Annotated in this window: 22 protein-coding genes; 9 read left to right on the top strand and 13 right to left on the bottom strand. The window is 62.7% G+C overall.

Annotation, left to right across the window (positions count from 1 at the left end; all coding sequences use genetic code 11):
• Positions 1–8: 8 nt before the first annotated feature.
• From QMX97_RS15610 to QMX97_RS15595, 4 genes are read right to left on the bottom strand one after another with little or no spacing between them, the layout of a single operon-like run.
• Positions 9–1,223: an RNA polymerase sigma factor gene (locus tag QMX97_RS15610; protein WP_201145764.1), complete on the bottom strand. Its 1,215-nt coding sequence runs from the start codon at positions 1,221–1,223 to the stop codon at positions 9–11.
• The gene (locus QMX97_RS15605; protein WP_282397200.1) at positions 1,220–1,696 is read right to left on the bottom strand and encodes an SRPBCC family protein; all 477 of its coding nucleotides are present in this window, start codon (positions 1,694–1,696) and stop codon (positions 1,220–1,222) included. The genes QMX97_RS15610 and QMX97_RS15605 overlap by 4 nt, the downstream gene beginning before the upstream one ends.
• Positions 1,697–1,729: 33 nt before the next feature.
• A complete protein-coding gene (locus tag QMX97_RS15600) occupies positions 1,730–2,074 on the bottom strand; it encodes a YciI family protein (RefSeq protein ID WP_065909096.1) in 345 nt (114 codons plus the stop codon).
• A 42-nt stretch (positions 2,075–2,116) separates the two neighbouring features.
• A complete protein-coding gene (locus QMX97_RS15595; protein ID WP_065909093.1) occupies positions 2,117–2,536 on the bottom strand; it encodes a nuclear transport factor 2 family protein in 420 nt (139 codons plus the stop codon).
• 147 nt (positions 2,537–2,683) lie between these two features.
• Here QMX97_RS15595 and QMX97_RS15590 point away from each other — a divergent pair, with 147 nt between their 5' ends.
• Both QMX97_RS15590 and QMX97_RS15585 read left to right on the top strand, forming a co-directional pair.
• Entirely contained in the window at positions 2,684–3,184 is a 501-nt protein-coding gene (locus QMX97_RS15590) for a GNAT family N-acetyltransferase (protein WP_282397199.1), read from the top strand.
• A 136-nt stretch (positions 3,185–3,320) separates the two neighbouring features.
• The gene (locus QMX97_RS15585; protein WP_282397198.1) at positions 3,321–4,553 is read left to right on the top strand and encodes a hypothetical protein; all 1,233 of its coding nucleotides are present in this window, start codon (positions 3,321–3,323) and stop codon (positions 4,551–4,553) included.
• A 41-nt stretch (positions 4,554–4,594) separates the two neighbouring features.
• Here QMX97_RS15585 and QMX97_RS15580 read toward each other — a convergent pair whose 3' ends face one another.
• On the bottom strand, positions 4,595–5,077 hold the full coding sequence (locus QMX97_RS15580; RefSeq protein WP_065909084.1) for a GyrI-like domain-containing protein: 483 nt from the start codon (positions 5,075–5,077) through the stop codon (positions 4,595–4,597).
• A 196-nt stretch (positions 5,078–5,273) separates the two neighbouring features.
• Here QMX97_RS15580 and alaC point away from each other — a divergent pair, with 196 nt between their 5' ends.
• Positions 5,274–6,485, top strand: a complete 1,212-nt coding sequence (gene alaC, locus QMX97_RS15575; protein ID WP_065909081.1) for an alanine transaminase — start codon at positions 5,274–5,276, stop codon at positions 6,483–6,485.
• Between the two features lie 148 nt (positions 6,486–6,633).
• Here the strand turns inward: alaC and QMX97_RS15570 are convergent, their stop codons facing one another.
• Positions 6,634–7,986: a GntP family permease gene (locus tag QMX97_RS15570; RefSeq protein WP_065909078.1), complete on the bottom strand. Its 1,353-nt coding sequence runs from the start codon at positions 7,984–7,986 to the stop codon at positions 6,634–6,636.
• An 84-nt stretch (positions 7,987–8,070) separates the two neighbouring features.
• A complete protein-coding gene (locus tag QMX97_RS15565; protein WP_065909076.1) occupies positions 8,071–8,604 on the bottom strand; it encodes a gluconokinase in 534 nt (177 codons plus the stop codon).
• Positions 8,605–8,818: 214 nt separating this feature from the next.
• Here QMX97_RS15565 and QMX97_RS15560 point away from each other — a divergent pair, with 214 nt between their 5' ends.
• The 5 genes from QMX97_RS15560 (at position 8,819) to QMX97_RS15540 (ending at position 13,390) form a co-directional block, all read left to right on the top strand.
• The gene (locus tag QMX97_RS15560) at positions 8,819–9,850 is read left to right on the top strand and encodes a LacI family DNA-binding transcriptional regulator (RefSeq protein ID WP_162946162.1); all 1,032 of its coding nucleotides are present in this window, start codon (positions 8,819–8,821) and stop codon (positions 9,848–9,850) included.
• Between the two features lie 88 nt (positions 9,851–9,938).
• Positions 9,939–10,571 (top strand): glutathione S-transferase, encoded by a 633-nt coding sequence (locus QMX97_RS15555; RefSeq protein ID WP_065909071.1) that lies wholly within the window; start codon positions 9,939–9,941, stop codon positions 10,569–10,571.
• A 10-nt stretch (positions 10,572–10,581) separates the two neighbouring features.
• Positions 10,582–11,322, top strand: a complete 741-nt coding sequence (locus QMX97_RS15550; protein WP_065909068.1) for an NAD(P)-dependent oxidoreductase — start codon at positions 10,582–10,584, stop codon at positions 11,320–11,322.
• A gap of 12 nt (positions 11,323–11,334) precedes the next feature.
• Complete coding sequence (locus QMX97_RS15545) at positions 11,335–12,744, top strand: MFS transporter (RefSeq protein ID WP_282397197.1); 1,410 nt, start codon at positions 11,335–11,337, stop codon at positions 12,742–12,744.
• Between the two features lie 133 nt (positions 12,745–12,877).
• Positions 12,878–13,390 carry a hypothetical protein gene (locus QMX97_RS15540; RefSeq protein ID WP_065909064.1) on the top strand — a complete coding sequence of 171 codons (513 nt, stop codon included), beginning with the start codon at positions 12,878–12,880 and terminating at the stop codon, positions 13,388–13,390.
• A gap of 106 nt (positions 13,391–13,496) precedes the next feature.
• Here the strand turns inward: QMX97_RS15540 and QMX97_RS15535 are convergent, their stop codons facing one another.
• Together QMX97_RS15535 and QMX97_RS15530 are read right to left on the bottom strand one after the other, a co-directional pair.
• Positions 13,497–14,816, bottom strand: a complete 1,320-nt coding sequence (locus QMX97_RS15535; protein ID WP_282397196.1) for a PAS domain-containing methyl-accepting chemotaxis protein — start codon at positions 14,814–14,816, stop codon at positions 13,497–13,499.
• Positions 14,817–14,983: 167 nt separating this feature from the next.
• Entirely contained in the window at positions 14,984–15,853 is an 870-nt protein-coding gene (locus tag QMX97_RS15530; protein WP_282397195.1) for a LysR family transcriptional regulator, read from the bottom strand.
• Between the two features lie 96 nt (positions 15,854–15,949).
• Here QMX97_RS15530 and gstA point away from each other — a divergent pair, with 96 nt between their 5' ends.
• Positions 15,950–16,549, top strand: coding sequence for a glutathione transferase GstA (gene gstA / locus QMX97_RS15525; protein ID WP_282397194.1), 600 nt, complete (start codon positions 15,950–15,952; stop codon positions 16,547–16,549).
• 37 nt (positions 16,550–16,586) lie between these two features.
• Here the strand turns inward: gstA and QMX97_RS15520 are convergent, their stop codons facing one another.
• The 4 genes from QMX97_RS15520 to QMX97_RS15505 form a co-directional block, all read right to left on the bottom strand.
• The gene (locus QMX97_RS15520) at positions 16,587–17,975 is read right to left on the bottom strand and encodes an aromatic amino acid lyase (protein WP_282397193.1); all 1,389 of its coding nucleotides are present in this window, start codon (positions 17,973–17,975) and stop codon (positions 16,587–16,589) included.
• Positions 17,972–18,976 carry an ornithine cyclodeaminase family protein gene (locus QMX97_RS15515; protein ID WP_282397192.1) on the bottom strand — a complete coding sequence of 335 codons (1,005 nt, stop codon included), beginning with the start codon at positions 18,974–18,976 and terminating at the stop codon, positions 17,972–17,974. The genes QMX97_RS15520 and QMX97_RS15515 overlap by 4 nt, the downstream gene beginning before the upstream one ends.
• 72 nt (positions 18,977–19,048) lie before the next feature.
• On the bottom strand, positions 19,049–19,975 hold the full coding sequence (locus tag QMX97_RS15510; RefSeq protein WP_282397191.1) for an aliphatic sulfonate ABC transporter substrate-binding protein: 927 nt from the start codon (positions 19,973–19,975) through the stop codon (positions 19,049–19,051).
• Entirely contained in the window at positions 19,975–20,988 is a 1,014-nt protein-coding gene (locus tag QMX97_RS15505) for an ABC transporter substrate-binding protein (protein WP_282397190.1), read from the bottom strand. Before QMX97_RS15505 ends, QMX97_RS15510 begins: the two co-directional genes overlap by 1 nt.
• Positions 20,989–21,133: the final 145 nt, after the last annotated feature.

Here is a 21,133-nt window from a genome sequence, read left to right as displayed (position 1 = left end):
GCCGGCTCCTACTGCTTGAGTTCGGCCAGGCGCTGCTCGAGGAAGCGCTTTTCAGGCGCTTGCTGGGTCAGCGACAGGGCTTTTTCATAAGCTGTACGAGCCGCTTCTACCCGCCCCAATTGCCGGCAGAACTCCCCGCGCGCTGAATACGCCAAGTGGTAATCGAGCAAATCGCCTCGTTGCAAAATGCCTTCCACCAGATCCAGGCCCGCCAGCGGGCCTTGCCACATGGCCACCGCCACCGCGCGGTTCAGCTCGATCACCGGCGATGGCACCTGCCTGAGCAACACATCGTAGAGCCCGACGATCTGCAGCCAGTCGGTTTGCCCTGCGTCCGGTGCTTCGGCATGCACCGCGGCTATCGCCGCCTGCAGGCAATAGGGCCCGTAGCCGCGCAAGGCCAGTGCGCGTTCCACCAAGGCGCAGCCTTCGGCCATCAAGGACGCATCCCACAGCGCACGGTCCTGCTCATTCAACAGCACCAGTTCGCCACTGGCCGAGGTCCGTGCTGCACGGCGGGATTCGTGCAACAGCATCAGCGCCAGCAAGCCCATCACTTCCGGCTCCGGCAGCAATTCCAGCAACAGGCGACCGAGGCGAATGGCTTCGCGGGTCAGTTCCTCCCGGGTGAGGTCGGCGCCCATGGAGGCCGAATAGCCTTCGTTGAACACCAGGTAAACCACGCGCAGCACGCTGTCGAGGCGCTCGGGCAGCTCGGCCAGCGACGGCACCTGATAAGGGATTTTCGCTTCGCGGATCTTGCCCTTGGCGCGCACGATGCGCTGGGCAATGGTGGTCGGCGTGGCCAGGAAGGCGCGGGCGATTTCCTCGGTGGTGAGGTCACAGATCTCACGCAGGGTCAGCGCCGCCTGTGCGTCAGGTGCCAGCGCCGGGTGACAGCAGGTAAAAATCAGGCGCAGGCGGTCATCTTCCACGTCTTCCTCGCTCCAGTCCTGCGCTTGCAGCGCGTCGGCCTGGGCCTGCAGCAACGGGGTGAACCGCGCCTGGCGGCGCAAGCGGTCGATGGCTTTGAAGCGACCGGTGGAGACCAGCCACGCCCTGGGATTTTGTGGCACACCGTCCTGCGGCCAGCGCTCGACCGCGACGAAGAACGCCTCGTGCAAGGCTTCTTCGGCGAGGTCGAAATCCCCCAACAGGCGGATCAGGGTAGCGAGGACGCGCCGCGATTCGCTGCGGTAGATCGCCTCGATCGCCGGCGTCAATCGGGCATGCCCTGGGTCACCAATGTCACCAGCCGGTCCAGGCTCTGGCCCCAGCCGTCGTGAAAGCCCATGGCTTCGTGGGCCTGTTTGTCTTCAGCGCTCCAGTGCATGGCGCGGGCGGTGTAGCGGGTCTTGCCGTCGACATCTTCGAAGGTCACTTCGGCGCTCATGAACGGTTTTCCCGAGGGGATCCAACCCGGCTTGAAGGCGTCGGTAAACACCAGGCGACTGGGCGCCTCAATCTCCAGGAACACGCCCTGGGTCGGGTACTCGCTGCCATCCGGCGCACGCATCAGGGTGCGAAACAGGCCACCGACCCACAGGTCCATTTCGCACTCGGGGGTGGTCATGCCGTGGGGGCCCCACCATTGTTGCAACAGGACGGGCGTGGTCCAGGCGCGAAAGACTTTGCTGCGCGGCGCGTCGATCAAGCGGCTGATGGACAGTTCGAATTCGGCGGGTTGGGTTGTCATGGTAAACCTCCTCAAGTCTTGTGATTGTTGTGTTCAGAGATTCAACTCGCGCACGGGGCGCACTTCCACACTGCCGACCCGGGCGGCCGGAATGCCACCGGCCACCTGGATCGCCTCATTCAAGTCGCGTGCCTCGATCAGGTAAAACCCGGCGAGCTGCTCCTTGGTTTCGGCAAACGGCCCGTCGGTGATCGACAGCTTGCCGTTGCGCATGCGCACGGTGGTGGCGGTGCTTACCGATTCCAGCGGTTCGGCAGCGAGCATGCGGCCGCTGGCCTCGATGGACTGCGCATAGGCAAGACACTCCGGGTCTGCGGGGCTGTCGGGCGAGGTGTGCAGGACCTGTTCGTTGCTGTAGATCAGGCAGAGGTATTTCATGTGCGTCTCCGTTTTCGGACTACTGACTATAGTTCGCGGCGCTCAAGGTTTCAGGTCGAACAGTGCGGTGCCGCTGTCCATGTCGAACGGCGCCGACCAGTGCTCATGCACCACGCGCCATTGACCATTGATCTGTTGATAGCCGGCAGTCACGCGCATCCAGCAGGCCTTGACCTCGCCGTCCGGCCCGGCGCCGCCGCAATGGGCCAGCCAGTGGGCAAATGCGCTGTCCTGGGACTCGACGATGCGCAGTTCGTGGAACTCGAAAATCCCCGGGCCGGGGCAGTGCTTCATGCATTCCTCCCAGTGCGCGCGATAGGCGGCCTTGCCCTTGAATTGCAACGCGGTCACGGCGTCGAACGCGACGATATCGTCGGCGTAAAAGCTGACAATCTTGTCGATATCCCGGGCGACGACGGCGTGTTTCCATGCATCGATGAGGCGATTGATGGTGGTGCTCATGGCGATACTCCTGCGGGGTGTAATTCACGGAAGACATCCTTAGTCGAACGCGCCGACGGCAAATCGACAGCCGCTTGAAAAATAATTTCACCCCCGGCAAACCCGCTAGAATCCACGGCTCTTTGTAGGAATTCGGATGCGTCCCTGATGGAAACCCGCCTCGTCCCCTATGAGACGCTGAGCCTTGTGCAGAAACAGCAGCTCAACACCCTGCAAGTGCATCCCGAGCAACTGGCGTATTCCGGCGATATCGACTGCGCGCTGAACAGCCTGCTGGTCAATCCCAACCCCGCTGCGATCAAAGGCTTCGCCCTGCTTGCCGACGAGCATCCCGTGGCTTTCCTGCTGCTCAAACGCCCACCCTGCCTGCCCCACTGGGCCGACGAGCACAGCGCGACGCTGCACGCGCTGCAGGTGGATCGCCAGCAGCAAGGGCGCGGGTTCGGCAAGGCGTGTCTACAGGCGCTGCCCGCAGCGGCACTGCAGGCGTGGCCGCAGATCAAGGGCCTGGAGTTGTCCGTGGACGCGGACAATGTGGCGGCGATGACGATGTACCTGAGCGCCGGCTGGGTGGACAGCGGGGAGGCGTACAGGGGCCGCATTGGGTATGAGCGCCGGTTGAGCTGGGTGTTTGACCGGCCCATCTGAACGGTCGTGTCTACTGTCAGATTTCACAGCTATACAGCGGTCGCCCTATGCTTTGTACTGGAATGCCCGAAGTTGTCGCTCAAGGTTTGGAACGAGCAGGCGTGGAAACTCTCAACGTCCCATCCGGAGAACACTCATGAGTATTCCGTCGAATCACACTACGGCAAACACCGCCGGCAGCCCGGACCTGTCCTTCGGGAACCAATCCCCAAAGGACGGCACGGTCATCGCCTCATCCTCCGCAGGCCTGTCACGCGCGCTCAGTGACGGTTCCACCCTGACGGTGGGATTGACGAGAGAAGGCGACACAAATCGATTAGCCGTCACCAAACATACGCCTGCAGGTGAGCTCGACACCCAGTTCGGGACCGGATACACGCGCCTTGCAGAATCAGCCGTCCTCATGGACCTGATCATTCAACCTAATGGAAAGCCCGTTTTGCTGGCTGCACTGGGAAATGAGCATCGCGCATTTATTACTCGATTCAATGCGGAGGATGGCAACGCGGACCTGCAGTTTGGCGAAAACGGCATAAGGGAACTGGATAAAGCGGTCTTTCCCGTGAGCATCAAAGGCGGTTTAGCCGTGCAGGCCGACGACAAGGCCGTGCAGACTGACAACAAGGCCGGGCAGGCCGACAACAAGATTGTCGCCGTATTCAGTGACGGCACTGACACCTTTATCTACCAACTCGGAGTCAACGGCGAGGTCATCAACTTCGGAAACGACAGACCGAATACGTTGGTTAATTCCCAACTCGACAGTGTGTTGATCACTCAAAAAGGCTTCGTAGTTGCCGGCACGACCAAGCTGGGCGACAAACGCGAGGCCTACATCGTCGGCCTGACGGATAATGGTGAACTTGACGGCAGCTTCGGTACAAATGGCTTCGCCGTATTGCCCTTCGACAATAAGCAAAACAGACAAGTCACTGCACTGGCCAAGGGCCAGGAAGGCAGAATAGCGATTGTCGGAAGTAGCTATACCACCCCGGGGGACAAGAACTTCGTGGCCATCCTGCTGGCCAACGGCCAACCCGATCCCGCCTTTAATGCCGGCAAGCCGCTGGAAAAAAACGCCGACGGTTTCCGTTTTACCAGCGTGGTGGTCCAGCCTGATCAGAAAATCGTGGCACTGGCCCGCAATGGCAATGGCAGCGTCATCCAGTTGCTCCGGTTCAACCCGGACAGTCAACCGGACGCCACCTTTGGTGTGGACGGCATCGCCAATGCATGGCGAGACCCCAACGGACGTCCCGAGCACGGCCAAATCAGCCTGGTGGAGTGGGTAACGTTCAACAGCACACTGCAGAGCAGCGGCATTCACGCGGGTCGCCAGTCCTTCATCGGGCGCCTGCTCAGCGAGTGACGGTATCGATTGAGCTGCCCAGGCAGCTCAATCGCGTTGCATCAGGCCTTGGCTTGAACCGGCAGCCAGATCTCCACTGTCCCGATGCCCTTGCGCGCATCAAAATCCGCGCTGTAACGCTCGAAATCCGCGCCCATCACCTTGTAGCCCGAGTGCGGCAACCATTCGAACATGATGCGTTCGTAGGTCTGCTCCAGCGCCTGCACCGGACCGTAGTGCGGGAACACGGCGTAGTTGAGCGGCGGAATTTCGATGGACTCGAAGTTGCTCGGTACATCGCCCTTGGTGGGGACTTCAACCCCGGCCATGTAGTCGAATTCGTCATGTCTGGGGTTGTGGCACACCCCATAGGTCACGCCGCCAACGCGCTTCTTGATGTCCTTGACGCAGGTGTCGAACAACTCCCACAGCTTGGGGATATCGCCCACGGTGGCCTTCGAATAACGCCCTTGCACCCCGGCGATCACCAGGGCTTTACCGGCTTCCATGCGTGGCTCCAACGGTTGTCTTGTCTGCTGATCCATACGAACAGTCTCCTTCTTATGAGGGAACAAACCCGCATCGAGTATAGGGGCATATCCGCGCTGGACTCCATGCAGAAAATTTTCCTACGCATCTGGACAACTGGCCATCATCGACCGTATTGTCTGCCCCGCAGGCCACCGCAGTGGCCGACGTCGCTCGGACGGTTCCGGGCGCTTACGTACTCTCGAGGCAACAATGGCAGACCAAGGTTCGCCGCGCCGCTTTGCGCGCATTGATCGACTCCCCCCGTATGTTTTCAATATCACTGCCGAGCTGAAGATGGCTGCGCGTCGGCGCGGCGAAGACATCATCGACTTGAGCATGGGTAACCCTGACGGCGCCACGCCACCGCATATCGTGGAGAAGATGGTCACCGTCGCCCAGCGCGAAGACACCCACGGCTACTCCACTTCCAAGGGCATTCCGCGCCTGCGCCGCGCCATTTCGCGCTGGTACAAGGACCGCTATGAAGTGGACATCGACCCCGAGTCGGAAGCCATCGTGACCATCGGTTCCAAGGAAGGCCTGGCGCACTTGATGCTGGCCACCCTGGACCAGGGCGATACCGTGCTGGTGCCGAACCCCAGCTACCCGATTCACATCTACGGTGCCGTGATTGCCGGCGCCCAGGTGCGTTCGGTACCGCTGGTGCCTGGCGTGGACTTCTTCGCCGAGCTGGAACGTGCGATTCGCGGCTCGATTCCCAAGCCGAAGATGATGATTCTCGGTTTCCCGTCCAACCCGACCGCGCAGTGCGTGGAGCTGGATTTCTTCGAGCGCGTGATTGCGCTGGCCAAGCAGTACGACGTGCTGGTGGTGCATGACCTGGCCTACGCCGACATCGTCTACGACGGCTGGAAAGCCCCGTCGATCATGCAGGTGCCGGGCGCCAAGGACATTGCGGTGGAGTTTTTCACCCTGTCCAAGAGCTACAACATGGCCGGCTGGCGCATCGGCTTCATGGTCGGCAACCCGGAACTGGTCAACGCCCTGGCCCGTATCAAGAGCTACCACGACTACGGCACCTTCACCCCGCTGCAGGTGGCGGCGATCGCTGCGCTGGAAGGCGACCAACAGTGCGTCAAAGACATCGCCGAACAGTACCGCCAGCGCCGCAATGTGCTGGTCAAGGGTCTGCATGAGTTGGGCTGGATGGTGGAAAACCCGAAGGCGTCGATGTACGTCTGGGCGAAGATTCCCGAGGCGTATGCCGCCATGGGCTCGCTGGAATTTGCCAAGAAGCTGCTGCTCGAAGCCAAGGTGTGTGTATCACCGGGGATCGGCTTTGGTGAGTACGGCGACGATCACGTGCGCTTTGCGCTGATCGAAAACCAGGACCGGATTCGCCAGGCGGTGCGCGGCATTCGCGGGATGTTCCGGGCGGATGGCTTGATCACCAAGGCCTGATCCCGCAACGCGGTCAAAAATGTGGGAGCGGGCTTGCTCGCGAATGCGCAGTATCAGTCATGTATCTGGCGACTGATCTAGCGCACTCGCGGGCAAGCCCGCTCCCACATTTGGAGGGGGTTTTCACCCCGGCATCATGGCCTGCCTGTCAGACCACCAACGACAGCAGCATGATAAAGATCAGCGCCACCACCGACAGGATGGTCTCCATCGCCGTCCAGGTCTTGAAGGTCTCGGCCACGGTCATGTTGAAGTACTGCTTCACCAGCCAGAACCCCGCATCATTGACGTGCGACAGGATCAACGAACCTGCGCCCGTCGCCAACACCAGCAACTCACGGTTGACCCCTGGAATCATGCCCACCACCGGTACCACGATGCCGGCGCCGGTAATGGTCGCCACGGTCGCCGACCCGGTTGCCACACGAATCACCGCCGCCACCAGCCAGGCCAGCAGGATCGGGTTGATCTGCGCGTTCACCGCCATGTGGCCGATCACGTCACCCACGCCGCTGGTCACCAGCATCTGCTTGAAACCGCCACCGGCGCCGATGATCAGGATGATCGCGGCGGTCGGCGCAAGGCTGGCGTCGAGCAGCTTGAGGATCTGCTTGGAATGGATGCCCTGGCGATGGCCAAAGGTGTACAGCGACAGCAGCAATGCCAGCAGCAGCGCAGTGATCGGGTGGCCGATCATGTCCATCCAGTTGCGCACCACGTGGCCTTCGACCAATGCGATGTCGGCGAAGGTTTTCAGCAGCATCAGGAACACCGGCAGCAGCACAGTGATCAGGGTGATGCTGAAGCTCGGCAGGGTTTTCGACTCAGGTTCGCGGGCCAGTTGGTCCACCAGTTCCTGGGACGGATTGCCCGGGATGTACTTGGCGATAAACGTGCCGAAGATCGGGCCGGCAATGATGGCGGTCGGCAGTGCGACGATCAGGCCATACAGGATGGTCTTGCCGATGTCCGCGCCAAACACGCCGATGGCCAGCAGCGGGCCCGGATGCGGTGGCACCAGCCCGTGCACCGCCGAGAGGCCGGCCAGCAGCGGGATGCCGATCTTGATCAGCGACACGCCGGTGCGGCGCGCGACGATGAACACCAGCGGGATCAGCAATACAAAACCAATCTCGAAGAACAGCGGGATGCCCACCAGAAACGCGGCGAACATCATCGCCCACTGAACCTTTTCCTTGCCGAAGGCGCGGATCAGGGTCTGGGCGATCTGATCGGCGCCGCCGGATTCGGCCATCATCTTGCCGAGCATGGTGCCCAGCGCAAGGATGATGCCGACAAAGCCGAGCACCCCGCCGAAGCCGTCCTGGAACGCCTTGATGATCTTGTCCACGGGCATGCCCGAGGTCAGGCCAAGGAAGCCGGCCGCGATGATCAGTGCAATGAACGGGTGCACCTTGAACTTGGTGATCAGAAAGATCAGACCGATGATAGTGACCACTGCATCAAGCAGCAGGTAGGACTCGTGGGACATGCCAAACATGGGGGGTCTCTCCTGTTTGTTGTTGTTATTAAAGCCGGTATTCAATTTGTCGCCGGGGATAGCGCTATCTTTTCCGGCAAAAAATTATTTGGATGGTTCAAAACCGTGTTTCAGCCACCAGGCATTGGTTTGCTCGGCCAATGCCTCGACGCTGTCTTCGCTGGCATTCAGGGCCAGGGTCAGCGGTTCGCCGACGGGCGATTCGAGGGTGGCGAACTGGCTGTCGATCAGGCTGGCCGGCATGAAATGGCCGGGGCGATGGGACACGCGGTCGGCGGCCACGGCACGCGTCAGCTCCAGAAAGACAAACCCCAGGCCCGGCGCGGCTTCGCGCAGGTGGTCGCGGTATTTCTTTTTCAGCGCCGAACACGTCAGCACCGGATGCTCACCGGCCTTGAGCGAACGGCGCAGCTCATCGCACAGGATGTCGAGCCAGCCGGCACGGTCGTCGTCGTTGAGGGGGTGGCCGGCGCTCATCTTCTCGATGTTCGCGGCGGGGTGAAAGCTGTCGCCTTCAATGGCGGTGGCACCGTTCAGGCGGCACAGGGCCTCGCTGACGCTGGACTTGCCACAGCCGGAAACACCCATGATGACCAGGGCGGTAACAGGTTGACTCATGAAACACCTCAGGACGCAGATAGCGCTACCTTTGCACGCTGTAAGGCTAGTGCAAAAACAGGCTTTTCCCGCGCCGTCTTGTCTTTTTTTATGGAGTGACGCGTGCATCCGCTCCAATGGTTTTGAACAGGATCAGGCAACCCTTTCTTCAAGAATTTGCAGGCCTTTGGAGACAGCGCTACCTTAGTGCCTCGATTTTTGTTTGGCAAGCCGCCTGATGACCTCCAAGAACGATAAAAATACCCGCACGACGGGCCGCCCTACCCTCAACGAAGTCGCCCGCCTGGCCGGCGTCAGCCCCATTACCGCGTCCCGCGCCCTGCGTGGCATCAGCACCGTTGCCACCGAGTTGGTGGAAAAAGTGCAGCACGCCGCCGCCGAACTCAACTACGTGGTCAACCCTGCCGCCCGTGCGCTGGCCTCTGCGCAGAGCCATTCAGTGGTGGTGCTGGTGCCGTCGCTGTCCAACCTTTTATTTATCGAAACCCTCGAGGCCATCCACCAGGTGCTGCGGCCCAAGGGCTTTGAAGTGCTGATCGGCAACTCGCATTATTCGCGCGATGAAGAAGAAAACCTGCTGCGCAACTACATGGCTTACCAGCCGCGGGGTTTGCTGCTGACCGGCTTCGACCGCACCGAAAGCGCCCGACGGATGGTCGAGGCCAGCAACGTGCCGTGCGTCTACATGATGGACCTGGACCCCAACGCCGGCGTGAACTGCGTGGGCTTCTCGCAGGTGGCGGCCGGCGAAACCGCTGCCGCGCACTTGCTGTCCCGTGGGCGCAAGCGACTGGCCTATATCGGCGCGCAACTGGACCAACGCACCTTGCTGCGCGGCGAAGGTTTCCGCCGTGCGCTGCAACAGGCGGGGATGTACGACCCCGCGCTGGAACTGCTGACGCCACGCCCGTCCTCGGTCGGCCTGGGTGGCGAGCTGTTCTTGCAATTGCTGGCGGCCCATCCGGAGGTGGACGCGATCTTCTTCGGCAACGACGACCTGGCCCAGGGCGCGCTGCTGGAGGCCATGCGCCATGGCATCAAAGTACCCGAGCGCGTCGCGGTGCTGGGCTTCAACGACTTGCCGGCCTCCTCCTTCATGGTGCCGCGCCTGAGCAGCATCAGCACACCGCGTGAAGCCATCGGCCGGCGAGCGGCGGAGCATTTGTTGACGATCATGGCCGGCAACAAGATCGCCAAACCCGTGGTGGACATGGGGTTTGAGCTGCAGGTGCGCGAGAGTACCTGAGCCCGAAATCATCGGTGGTCGCGTCAGGCACTCGCTGTCCTCGGCGCCCCCTGCTAGATTGGCTGCTCTCCACTGCCAGGGAAGCACCATGGGACACTCACTGAAAATCTTGGGTCGCACGTCTTCCATCAACGTGCGAAAAGTACTGTGGACCTGCCAGGAACTGGGCATCGACTACGTGCGCGAAGACTGGGGCATCGGTTTCAAGCCGACCCAGTCCGCCGAATTCCTTGAGCTGAACCCCAACGCCCAGGTGCCGGTGCTGATTGACGATCACGGTGTGTTGTGGGAATCCAACACCATCTGTCGCTACCTCGTCAGCCTCTACCAACGCACCGACCTGCTGCCCGCCGAGCCTGCGCCGCGGGCGCGTGTCGAGCAGTGGATCGACTGGCAGGCCATCGAACTCAACCGCGCCTGGGGCGACGCCTTCACCGCGCTGGTGCGCAACAACCCGGACGGCCTCGACGCAGCGCAGATTGCCGCCGCCGTGCAGCGCTGGAACGACAAGATGGGCCTCCTCGAACAACAACTTGCTCGCACCAATGCCTACGTGGCCGGGGATGAATTCACCCTCGCCGATATCCTCATCGGCCTCTCGGTGCACCGCTGGCAGATGACCCCCATGACGCGGCCGCCCTACCCCGCCATTGCCGCTTACTATCAACGCCTCGGCCAGCATCAGGGCTTCCAGACCTTTGCCCTTGCCGGTCACAACTAAGGAATTGCACGTGAAAGGAATCAATGTACTGCTGACCGGTGCCTGCGGTCGCATCGGCAAAACGTTTTTCGAAGCCTCGAAAGACCGCTACCGCTTCACCCTCACCGACCGTATCGCCCCGGACTTCAATCTCGGCGAGCACCGCTTCGTGCAGGCCGACCTCAGCGACAAATCCAGCCTCGCCGCCCTGCTCGACGGCATCGACGTGATCGTGCACCTTTCCGGCATCCCCCATGCCAGCGCCACGTTCGACGAATTGCTGCCCAACAATATCCTCGCCACCACTCACCTGTTCGAAGCCGCCGTGGCCGCCGGTGTGCAGCGCCTGGTGTTCGCCAGCAGCGCGCAAACCATCGAAGGCTACCCAGTGGATCGCCAGATCACGCCCGGCATGCAAGTCATGCCCGCCAACCTGTACGGCGTGAGCAAATGCTACGGCGAGGCACTCTGTGGCTATTACGCGGCCAAGACCCCCCTGTCGACGATTGCCCTGCGCATCGGCGCCTTCGAGTTCCCCGCGACCCATGACCTGAACAACGCGCGCGACCTCAGCGCCTGGCTCAGCCCACGTGACGCGGTGCAACTGCTGCAACGGTCGGTGGAGGCCGAGGGCGTCAAGCACCTGATCGCCCACGGCATTTCCAATAATCGTTTCAAGCGCCTGGACCTGAGCGAAACCACGCGGGTGTTGGGTTACCATCCGGTCGATGATGCCTTCCAGGAAAATTTCGAGATTCCGATCACTTACTGAGTTTCCCGCACCATGCCTGCACTCCCCGCTACAGACGGCATCGACCCAGTCCGCGCCGCCCACATCAGCGCGCGTATTGACCGCCTGCCCGCCGTCGCTACCGTCTGGCGCCTGGTGGCGTTGCTGTCTATCGGCGGCTTTTTCGAGCTGTATGACCTGTTCCAGACCGCCTACATCAGCCCCGGCCTGATCACGGACGGGATTTTCCACATGGGCAGCGAGGGCGTGTTTGGCTTCTCGGATCAGGCGGCGTTCGCCTCGGCGACCTTCCTCGGGCTGTTCCTGGGCGCCAGCCTGCTCAGCCCCATCGCCGACCGTTTCGGGCGCCGGGCGATCTTCACCTTTGCGTTGATCTGGTACACCGTGGCCACCGTGCTGATGGGCATCCAGACATCAGCCCTGGGCATCATCTGCATGCGCTTTCTGGTCGGCATCGGCCTGGGCATCGAGCTGGTGACGATCGATGCCTACCTCTCGGAACTGGTGCCCAAGCGCATGCGCAGCTCGGCGTTCGCCTTTGCGTTTTTTATTCAGTTCCTGTCGGTGCCAGCAGTGGCGCTGATGTCGTGGTGGCTGGTGCCCCAGGCGCCGTTCGGGGTCTCGGGCTGGCGTTGGGTGGTGCTGAGCAGTGCAGTGTTTGCGCTGTTTATCTGGCAACTGCGCAAGCGCTTGCCGGAGTCACCGCGCTGGCTCGCGCAAAAAGGCCGCTTTGATGAAGCCGGCCAGATCATGGACAGCCTGGAGGCGCGCTGCCAGAAGGATCACGGCAAACCGCTGGATGCACCGGAACCCGAAGCCGTCAGCGTGCAGGGCAACGGCCGATTTGCGGATATCTGGCAACCACCGTACCGGCGCCGCGCGTTGATGCTGATTGTGTTCCACGTGTTCCAGGCCATCGGTTTTTTCGGCTTCGGCAATTGGTTGCCGGCGCTGTTGTCGGGCCAGGGCGTGAGCGTGACCCACAGCTTGCTGTACGCCTTTATCATCACACTCGCCTACCCGTTGGGGCCGTTGCTGTTTGTGAAGGTGGCCAACCGCTTTGAAAACAAGTGGCAGATCGTCGGCTCGGCCATGGGCGCGATGATCTTCGGCAGCCTGTTCGCCCTGCAGACCACGGCGGTGGGGCTGGTGATCTGCGGGGTGATGATCACCTTCTGCAACGCCTGGCTGAGCTTCAGTTATCACTCGTACCAGAGCGAACTGTTCCCCACCAACATCCGCGCGCGGGCGGTCGGGTTCTGCTACTCGTTCAGCCGCTTGTCCACGGTGTTCAGCAGCCTGTTGATCGGGTTTATCCTCGAGCACCTGGGCACGCCGGGCGTCCTCGCGTTTATTGCCAGCAGTATGCTGATCGTAATGATCACCATCAGTTGGTTCGGCCCGCGCACGCGCAACCTGGCGCTGGAAAACATCGCCCACTGACGGCAACGGTTGGCCGCCGGCGGGACAATGTTTGCCGCGGCGGCCAGGCCATCCCCAATAAAACCGGGGTGATGCGACCCGGCATGCTAATTGCTCCAGCACTGGCACCGACCATTTTCCCAGGTGACCGATCATGCTGGTTAACAACAACACCCAAGCGGTGTCGACCATTCAACAGATCAAGCGGCCCGACATGGACCCCGCCAATGCTGCCGCCAGCGCGCTGTACAGCGGTGCCGTGCAAGCGGCGCAGCAAAGCGTGACCGTACCGGCCGCGCAGAAGGAACTGGACAAGGCCAACGATCGCATCGACGAAGCCTTTGCCAAGACCCGCGTGCAGTTGCAGGCCACCACGGCGGCGACCACCGCAACCACCGATGTGCCGGCAGCGGGCAGCAGCACCAGCACCGCGCGGGCCGATTTCACTGACTACATGAGCAAGTCCCCGGCCGAACGCATCCGTGAGCAACTGCTCAAGGAACAAGGCTTGACCGAGGCGGATGTGCAGAACATGTCGCAGGAAAAGCAGGACGCCATTTCCAAGCAAGTGGCCGAGCGCCTGAAGCAGCAGCAAGAGCAGCAGGTAGCGGCGAAAACCGCTGACCCGCAGGCACAGGCGGTGAAAGAAACCCTGGCCGCCATCTAACGGGCAACCTGATCAACGGTAGGCGCCGGCTTGCCGGCGATGCAGGCGCCTCGGTGAATCCAGACCGAGGTGATGCTATCGCCGGCAAGCCGGCTCCTTCATGCGTTTATTGCAGTTGCAACGTCGAATTGAACTGACTGATCGCATCTACCACATGCCGTGAGCCTTCCTGAATCTCCAGGATCACCTGCCCCGCCTCGTTCGCCAATTCCACCCCCAGCCCTGTGCGGCTCAAGCTCGACTGCATGCTCGACACCGCGCTCAGCGACAGGTCGTGGTTTTTGCGCACCACCTCGACAATCTCCACCGTCGCCTGGCTGGTCCGCGCCGCCAGGCTGCGCACCTCGTCGGCCACCACCGCAAAACCGCGCCCATGCTCGCCGGCCCGCGCCGCTTCGATGGCCGCGTTCAGCGCAAGCATATTGGTCTGCTCGGCAATGCTGCGGATGGTCTGCACGATGGCGCCGATGATGTCCGACTGTTTGCTCACCGCGTCGATACTCTGCGCCGCCTGGTTCAGGTCGTGGGAAATCTCCTCGATGATCTGCACGGTCTGCTGCACCACCTCCGAGCCCTTGCGTGCGCAGGCGTCGTTCTGTACCGAAGTGGCGTGGGCCGAGTCGGCGGCGGTGCGCAGGGTGGTGACCTGGTCGGTGATGTCGCTGGCAAACTTGACCACTTTGTACAGCCGCCCGCTGGCGTCGAAGATCGGGTTGTAGGACGCCTCCAGGAACAGCGTCTTGCCGTATTTATTCCTGCGCTCGAAGCGGTGCGAGTGGTATTCGCCGCGATTGAGCGAAGCCCAGAACGCCTTGTAGGCCGGCGACTCCACCTCGCTGCGATGGCAGAACATGCTGTGGTGCTGGCCGACGATCTCATCCAGGGAGTACTGCACCGTCCTCAGGAAGTTCTCATTGGCATTGATGATCTGCCCCTGCGGGGTGAACTCGATCACCGCCATCGAGCGGCCGATGGCGTCGATCAGGCTCTGGTTTTCATGCTCGTGGTGCACCCGCGCGGAGATATCCGACGCGACTTTGATCACGCTCTGTACGTGGTTGTCCGGGCCCAGCACCGGCATATAGCTGGCTTCCAGCCACACTTCCTGGCCATGCTTGTTCAAGCGCATGAAGGTGCCACTGAGGGCCTCGCCCCGCGCCAGGTCGCGCCACAGCTTGGCGTAGGCGTCGGTGTGGGTGTAGGCCTCGTCGCAAAAGATGCGGTGATGTTTGCCGCGTATTTCCTCGGCGTTGTAGCCCATGGTTTTGCAGAAGTTGTCGTTGGCATCGAGGATCACACCGTCGCGGTCGAACTCGATCATCGCCATGGAGCGGCTGATGGCGGCGAGTTTGGCGTTGGATTCGGTGAGTGCGCAGGAGAAACGCTGGATTTCAAGCAGGTCGGATTTGTGATGGCGGTTGAACATGGTCAGATCACCCTGGATTCCCGGCGCCTCGAAGGCGCATTCCATTCATTTGTTGGACAGTGCAGCCACACCTTCATGGGGAAATAACCATCCGAAACGCTTTATATGCCAAGCGTCATCAACGGTTCTGGGTGAGCATAGACAGGGCTTGGCGCTATGCAAGGCCACTAGTCAGCAAGCATTTTCAACAATGCGCTGGTAGCGGCCGAAGGCACGCGGGCAGAGGAACCCACCAGCGCGAATTCGCGGTGCAGCGGCACCGTCAGCGGCATGACGCGCAGGCCGGTGCGCTGGGCCGGCAAGGCCATTTCCGGCACCAGCGTCACGCCGACGCCTTCACGCACCAGGCTGAAGGCACTGCTCCATTCGCGCACTTCCACGCGGATATCGCTGACCGTCAGCCCCGCGGCGGCCCCCAGGCTGCGGGCGTTGGCGGTGCAACCGCCGGTGGCGAGCACGAACGGTTGTTCGAGCAGCTCCGCCAGCGACACGCTGGCCTCGGCCGGGCGCTGCGCCAGCGCATGGTTGACCGGCAGCACCGCCATCCACAAATCGCGCCCCAGTACCGTGGCATTGCGCTCGGGCTTGGGGTTGAGCACCACGCCCAGGTCGATCAGGTTGGCGTCGAGCAGGGTCAGCACTTCGTTGTCGGTGACATCCAGGGTGGTGACCTCGATGCCCGGGTACAACTGCGCGAAGCGTTGCAGCAGCGGTGTCAGAAAGGTCGCGAGCACCATCGGGAAACTGGCGATGCGAATCGTCCCACGCAGCATCGGGCGAGCTTCATCCACGGTGCTGCGAATCGTCTGCAAGGCGCCGAGCATCACCCGCGCCTGCTCAATCACGCTCATGCCCAAGGCAGTGGGCAAGGTCTTGCGCGGTTCACGGGTAAACAGCTGCGCACCCAGGGTCGCCTCCATGCTGGCCATGGCCTGGCTGGCGGCCGATTGCGTCATGCCCACCGCTTCGGCGGCGGCGGTGATGCTGCCGCGATCAGCCACGGCCACCAGCAGGCGCCAGTGCATCAGGTTCATCATGGCAGTAGCTGTCCTTATGGCAGGGGTCTGAAGGTTTAATTTTACGCACGGTGCCATGCCCGTGAGACTGGCGCAAATTCAACGGAGCTGCCGCAGATGAAACTGTATTTCTTCCCCAACGCCTGTTCACTCGCCCCGCATATCGTGTTGCGCGAATTGGCGCTGCCGTTCGAGCTGGTGCAGGTCGATAACCAGGCCAAAACCACCGCCGACGGCGAGGATTTCCTGCAGATCAACCCCAAGGGCTACGTCGCCGCGCTGCAGTTGGACAACGGCCAGGTACTGACCGAAGCCAGTGCGATCCTGCAGTACCTGGCCGACCTCAAGCCCGCCGCCCACCTCGCCCCCGCCAACGGCAGCTGGGAGCGAGTGCGTTTGCAGGAATGGCTGAATTTTATCGCCACCGAAATTCATGGCGGGCTGGCGGTGTTTTTCAACAGCGCGATCCAGGGCGAGGTGCGTGGCCTGTTCCAGGCCACCCTGTTCAAGCGTTTCGCGGTGCTGGTAAAGACCTTGGAGCACAAGGATTACCTGCTGGGCGAGTACTCGGTGGCGGATGCGTACCTGTTCGTGGTGCTGCGTTGGGCGGCATTTCACGCTATCGACCTGGGCGACTGGCCGGCGCTGGCGGCGTTTGAACAGCGCGTGGGTGAGCGGCCAGCGGTGATTGCCGCCCTGGCCGCCGAAAATCCATAAACACACACGCCCCCTGTTGCAGCCGGCTTGCCGGCGCCTACAGGGGGAAGGGGCTGGATTCGAGGAAGGTGGCGAGCGCCAGTACATCCACCGAGCCCGAGCGATCCTGATCCAGGTGCGCCACGCGGCTGCGCACCGCGGCATGAATCTGCCGCACGCCCTGCCCCAGCCGCAAGGGGCCGCGCAGGTCCACCGCCTGTGCCGCCACGATCAGCTCGATACTTGCCAGCCACAACACGCGCTCGGTCAGGCGGCGGGTCTTGTCGACCACAGCCAGCGCCTGCCCGGCGTAGTCTTCCACGCGGTCCGCCACCGGCACGCTCACAGCGGGCAACGGATTGGCCAAATGCCCGATCTCGGCGACCAGTGCCGAGCTGGTGCGCTGCAACGCCGCCATCCCCACGTGCCCTGGCTGGGTGATCAGAAAACGCGGTAAATCGCTGGACGTCGGCGAAAGCAGCTTGGCAATCCGTTCGGCGCTACACGCGGCGACGCGACTCAGTGCCAGGCCCAAGCCTTCGGCGGCCAGCGCCAGATGAGTGCTGTCAAAATTGGCGGTGGCCAAGACCAACGCGTCTTCGCTGATCAACGCCGGGTTATCCGCACCACTGCGCAGTTCCAGTTCGACCAGTGCATGCAATTGCTGCAACGCCTGCTGCGCCGCGCCCTGGACCACCGTGGCACAGCGGAAGCTCAGCGGGTCCTGCAGGCGGCGGGGCTGGTCTGCCAGCTCGCCGCCGGCCAGCAACTGCAACAACGCGGCCGACTGTTCAGTCTGCCCTGGCGCCGGGCGCAGGCGTGACGCCCACGGCTGGAACGGGCTGAGGTTGGCGCGGTAGCCTTCGCACGCCAACGCCAGCGCCGCCATCAAGGCCTCCAACGCCTGCCGCGCCTCGAAGACCAGCAAGGCGCCCAGCCCGACACTCGCCGCATTCGCCGACACCAGCGCCAGGCCATCCTTGCCGGTCAACGGCACGTCCAGCGCCAGGCTCAGGTGTGCCAGGGGCGCCAGGTCGCTCTCGCCCAGTGATCCGAGCAGTGGCACCTCGGGCTCGACACCCGAGTTGAGCAACGCCAGCAAGGCGTCCGCTGCCGCCGGTGAAATCCCCGCGCGGCCCTGAGCCAATCCGGCCAGGCGCGCCGCCGTGATCGCGCGCACTTCCTGTCGATTGGCCAGGCGTCCGACGCCCACCGCACGCCCCAGGGGAATGTTCGCCTGCAGCGGCGGCGCCTGCGTATCCACGGCCGCACCGAGGCCGGTGGTCACGCCATAGATCGGTGTGCCTGCGGCCGTCAACTCGAGCAGCAACCGATGGCCTGCGTCGATACGTTGTCGCGCCCGGACGGTGAAATCCGCCGGGGCATCCTGCCGGGCAATCGCCAGCAAATCGGCGAGCGCCAACCCTTGGGAGTCGAAGTGAATCATGCCCAGCGCAGCCGCTGGCCAATCCCCAGGCGCTTGGCTTTTTCCAGCAACGCATGGCCCAGGGCGATGTCGCTGAGGCTCAAGCCGCGGTGCCAGAACAGGATGGTTTCCTCGGGGTTGTCACGGCCGCTTTTCAAGCCGGCGACGATCTGCCCCAACTCGGCGTGCAAGGTCTCGGCGCTGAGTTTTCCGGCGTCCACGTGCGCACGCAACGCGCCAAACATGCCGCCCTTGCACTGGCCCCAATCATCCACCACCAGCTTACTCATGATGTCGGTGAGCGACAGCTCCACCGCGCTCATGGTGCCGTAGGGCACGACAAAGGCGCCGGGCTTGATCCAGTCGGTGCGCAGCAACGGCTCGGGTTGCTCCAGGCGCGAAGCTTCGACCACGATGTCGGCGCCGCGCACGGTGGACTCCCAGTCGTCGGTGACAATCACCGGTTTGCCGAGGTCGCGGCGCAGGCGCTCGGCGAAGGCTTCGCGGCTTTCGCTGCGGCGCGAATGCACGCGGATTTCATCGAAGTCGAACAGGTGATCGAGCAGCCGCACGTTCCAATACGCGGTGCCGCGCGCGCCGATATGCGCCAGCACTTTGCTGTCGGGCCGGGCCAGGTATTTGGCGCCAATGGCGGTGACCGCGCCGGTGCGCATGTCGGTGATCGCCGAAGCGTCGAGGATCGCCCTGGGGATGCCCGTGGCCGGGTCCAGCAGGTTGAGGATCGCCAATTCCGAGGGCAGGCCCTTGCGGTAGTTGTCGACAAAATCGCCCACCACCTTGACGCCGGCGTAGCCGATATCACCGCCGAGTACACCGCGCAGTACGTTGAAGTGGCCGTTGATACCGCCGCCGGGAATCAGGTGGGTACGCGGCTCGATCACCGCCTCGCCCCGGCCCTGGATACCCAGGCTGGCTTCGATGGCGACGAGGATTTCATCGTTAGTGAGGCCCAGCTCGTCGATGTCGAGGCCGTTGAGAAAGTCGATGTAGATCGGTTGCATGGTCTGCTCACTGATAATGGAATAGCGCCTGCCCGCCTCCGTAGGAGCTCGGTTTTCCGGGCCCCTGCAAGGTCATGGGGCCTTGAAGACGACTTGCTGCACATCGACCTTTTTCGGGATCAGGCCGTTGGCGAAGAACAGGTCGGCGGTGCGTTGCTGAGTGGCGATGTCGCTGGCTTGCAGCGGGCGGATCGCGGTCGACGAACGGTGTTCGAAGTAGCTCTTGACCACCGCCGGTGGCAGGCCGAGGGTCTTGGCCATCAAGGCGATGCTTTCCTCGGGCTGGTCGAGGGACAGGCGCTGCGCCTTGGCCAGGGTCTGGATAATCGGGCCGATGGCTTGCGGGTGCTGTTGCACAAACGCGCTGCTGGCGACGAAGAACGTGCCCGCAGGATTGAGGCCCTGGCCATCGCCGAGCACGCGGGCGGAGCCGTCGACCACCGCCGCCGAATAGTACGGATCCCACACCACCCAGGCGTCGACCTTGCCCTGTTCAAAGGCGGCGCGCCCATCCGAGGGCGACAGGTACACCACGTCGACGTCCTTCCATTGCAAGCCGGCGCGCAGCAGGCTCTTGAGGAACAGGTTGTGCGCGCTGGAGCCCTTGAGCAACGCCACGCGCTTGCCCTTGAGTTCGGCCACGCTTTGCACGTTGCTGTTCTTGGGCACCAGCACTGCTTCGGATTTGCCCTCGTTGGGCTCGACGGCAAAGTACTGCAATTCGATGCCGGCGGCCTGGGCGAAGATCGGCGGGATGTCGCCGATATTGCCGATGTCCAGGCTGCCGCCGTTGAGGGCTTCGATCAGCGGCGGGCCGCCGAGGAATTCAATCCACTGCACCTGGGTGCCGGGCAACGCCGCTTCGAAGAGTTTGTGCTCACGGGCGAGGACCATGCTCACCGAGCTTTTCTGGTAGCCGATGCGCAAGGTGGCGGGTTCGGCGGCCAACACCTGGCCGGCGATCAACGAGAGGACGACGCCAGCAAACATCTTCAGCATCACAGCGCCTCCTTGACCTTGGCGGCGACATCCGCCGGAACCCACTGCTGCCAGACCTGCGGATGGTCCTTGAGGAAGGCTTCAGCCACCTGGCGGGGCGGGGTGCGTTTTTCACTCATGTCCCCGAGGATGCCGTTGAGCAGATCAATCGGCAGGTCGACCTTCTCAAACACGCTCACCAGTTGCGGGTACTGCGCCTTGAACGGCGCGGACACGCCAATCGCCAGGCGCGCCGGCATCGAACGGGTGCCGATCGGGTTGGGGTTTTTCGCGTCGGACAACGTCTTCCAGGCTTCGGCGTTGAACGGCGGTTCTTCCAGCTTGATCAGCTTGAAACGCCCCAGCAGCGGGGTCGGCGACCAGTAGTAGAACAACACCGGCTTGCCACGCCGGATCGACGACGCGACCTCGGCATCCAGCGCCGCGCCGGAGCCGGTGCGGAAGTTGACGAAGCTGTCAGTGAGCTTGTAGGCCTTGAGTTTCTGGCTGTTGACGATCTCCGAGGTCCAGCCGGTAGGGCTGTTGAGGAAACGCCCACGCGTCGGGTCTTCGGGATCGCGGAACACATCCTTGTAGCGCGCCAGGTCGGCCACCGACTTGAGGTCCGGCGCCAACGGTTTGATACCGCGTGCCGCGTCGCCCTTGATCACGTATTCCGGCACCCACCACCCTTCGGTCGCGCCCTTGACCGTGTCGCCCAGGCCGAACACTTTGCCTTCGCTTTCGGCCTTGACCCACGCCGGACTGCGCCCGGCCCACTCTTCGCCGATCACCTGGATATCGTCCTTGGCCAGGGCCGCTTCCAGGCTCACGGTGCTGCCGGGCAAGGTGTCGGTGGGCAGGCCGTAGCCTTTCTCGACAATCAGGCGCAGGACCTCGGTGATCAGGCTGCCGCTTTCCCAGGTGATGTCACCGAAGTGGATGGGTTTGGCAGGTTCGGCGGCCGTGGCTGATTGTGCCAGGACGGTGAGTGCCAATAGCGAGCCACCGAGCAGGTTTTTCAGTGTTCTCATGAGTAGCCTCTTGGAGATTCAAAACAGATCCAGAGTGGGCAGTGTCAATGTGGGAGCTGGCTTGCCTGCGATGCAGACACCTCGGTCTTCCTGAAAAACCGAGGTGTCTGCATCGCAGGCAAGCCAGCTCCCACAGTTGCTGTCC

It is taken from the genome of Pseudomonas sp. PS01298 (assembly GCF_029959745.1).
Lineage (GTDB): Bacteria > Pseudomonadota > Gammaproteobacteria > Pseudomonadales > Pseudomonadaceae > Aquipseudomonas > Aquipseudomonas aylmerensis.
Note: the sequence above shows the minus strand (reverse complement) of the source record. Positions and strands in the feature narration are given on the sequence as shown.